A 2,234-nucleotide genomic window follows, 5' to 3' on the forward strand; every position below is an offset into this window, starting at 1 on the left:
GATCTTTCTGCTTCTTCCTGTTCTTGTTTTGCTGCTGCTGCTTAAAAAAATTTAACCGTATCTCTGGTGCTACTTCTTTGTAGCAAGTGGTCTCTGACTGCTAATTCTATGCTGTTAAAGCTTTTTAGTCTCTTCTTTTGGGGTATTATTCAATAGAATTGCCGCCGCAGCTTTTAGATGTTCTTTCAGAACTTTGCTTTCTTCGGGTGTCATCTTTTTTTAACCTCATTTTTATTCATTTTCTCATATGTCATCTATAAGTAGAAATACTCATTGCATTAGTGAGATGCTCCCCTTAAAAAGCGACGACTATACAATTACAAAACTCGAAAGAGACTGTGTGAGCAAAAACTGCTACCCAGTGATCGCTAATTCCTAAATGTAGACTCTTTTACTTCAATCTCCTCGCAAATGATTTCCATTGTAGTATTACCATACAGAGTAATAATATTTAATGGAGATAGTTTGTTAATATCAATATAAAAAGTATAATTCCTTAAATCATGACTATTCGGAATTCGATATTCATGAGTGATTTCAATAAGATTTACAAAGTCATCATCAGACCTCAATGAGTCTTTAGAAAAATTTAGATGAAGAATATTTTTAAGTAAAACTAGTAGGTTTTGTTCATGATTTAATAATTTTAACTGAAATATAGTACCAATGTTCTCAAACTGAACTGAATCAACATAAGTCAGAGGAAGTTGGGTTATAAATTGCTGATTCATGTGTTTACATTAAGAGTTTCAGAAGGTAGGGTGAGTTAGTTCTAGGGTAACGCGTCATTCTTGAAGTAGTACCAGTGGAGGGCTAATTAATAATAGATCGATAAAGATATTGATTGGGAAAAATTTATAGACAAGGTTTTGTTAAAGACTAGCATTAGCTTTTATAAGCATCACAACCAACAAGAGGTTGACTCAGTTATCACTAAAAAGCGATCGCAAATAATAAGCTTCAACCTTAAGCGATCGCCTTTACAATGAAAAAGCCCAACAAGCGATCGCTCCTAAATCTAAAAAGACATTGATTGCCTACATATTTTTAAAATGCCGATAGCTTGGTTGCTGAGTTTGAGCATTCCTATGATCAACAGGCTCGGCATGAAGTGGAGGAGATCATGAAGCTGAAGCGTTTAATCACTATCCAAGAACACAATGAAAATGATCGTATCCTACTTATTTTAGAATTCCTCATTAGGGTTATAATAAAAACTGAAAAGTCTTCCATCTCTCGTGTCTCTAAGCGATTGAGAGAAATCATCTGCGATGATGTCAGCATTATGTTGAAGCCAGATTTGCTCAAACTCATCGCAAAACTCATGAACACCGACTTCATCACCACCTGCTTCATAAAACTCCACCAAAGTCATTATCATTTTTGTGAGGCTACTATAGGTTATTAAAGCTTCTTCAGGAAGTGATTGGATACGCATAGACACTAATGGGCAAGTCCCACTTTCTCTGATATCAAACAGAAGATAATTATAACTATCTCGATAAAAAACAGGAAACCATGAGTATTTAAAACGAGGGGAAGGATCGGAAAAGTTATAGCCGTGTAGTTCAAAGTTATATCTTTCTATGGCATCTTCAAGAGGCAGAAAAACTCTACAGTCAAAGACCTCCAGATCGATATCATAGCCAAAGCCTTTAGAATTAATAATTTTCATCGCCCCTTTTGAACCATATTTTTGTCCATTTCGCCATTGATAAAGCTCATATAACTCTTCGGGAAATTGAAAAGGAAGTGACTTTATCTTTTCTGTTATCTGATCGCGAGTGAGACCATTATTTAGAAGGATAATTCCATCTGGATATTTACTTTGAATCCATACACTAAGTCTATTAAGCAATTGCGTTAGCAGTGTCATATCTTATTTACTGATGTTACGTGGAAGAAATAGCTAATTTTTAGAGACGAGAGAAACTAGCGCTAATAGGAGCAAGGGTGCGTTAGTTCTAGCGTAACGCGCCATTCTTGAAGTAATACGAGTGGAGGGCTAATTAATAATAGATCGATAAAGATATTGATTGGGAAAAATTTATAGGCAAAGTTTGGTTAAAGACTACCATTAGCTTTTATAAGCATTACAACTAATAACTGGAGTTTAGACTAAGTTGATTAAGCTAATCAGAAAAAGAGCAGGAAAAAGTAACCCAGAGAATGGAGAACTGGGCAAATCCAAGAGAATGAAAAGGAGAATATTTAGGATTAGGAATTAAGGATGT

General features: G+C 35.0%; 2 protein-coding genes. Both read right to left on the reverse strand.

The window, feature by feature from the left end; all coding sequences use genetic code 11:
* Positions 1–114 precede the first annotated feature (114 nt).
* Complete coding sequence (locus PSE7429_RS25350) at positions 115–213, reverse strand: hypothetical protein (protein ID WP_009629687.1); 99 nt, start codon at positions 211–213, stop codon at positions 115–117.
* Between the two features lie 973 nt (positions 214–1,186).
* On the reverse strand, positions 1,187–1,876 hold the full coding sequence (locus PSE7429_RS22460; RefSeq protein ID WP_009629689.1) for an SMI1/KNR4 family protein: 690 nt from the start codon (positions 1,874–1,876) through the stop codon (positions 1,187–1,189).
* Positions 1,877–2,234: the final 358 nt, after the last annotated feature.

Source organism: Pseudanabaena biceps PCC 7429 (genome assembly GCF_000332215.1).
In the GTDB taxonomy this organism is placed as follows: domain Bacteria; phylum Cyanobacteriota; class Cyanobacteriia; order Pseudanabaenales; family Pseudanabaenaceae; genus Pseudanabaena; species Pseudanabaena biceps.

Excerpts from the sequence above, each read along its gene's own strand:
- PSE7429_RS22460 (WP_009629689.1), bottom strand. The coding sequence starts at position 1,876 with ATGACACTGCTAACGCAATTGCTTAATAGACTTAGTGTATGGATTCAA.
- PSE7429_RS25350 (WP_009629687.1), bottom strand. The coding sequence starts at position 213 with ATGACACCCGAAGAAAGCAAAGTTCTGAAAGAACATCTAAAAGCTGCG.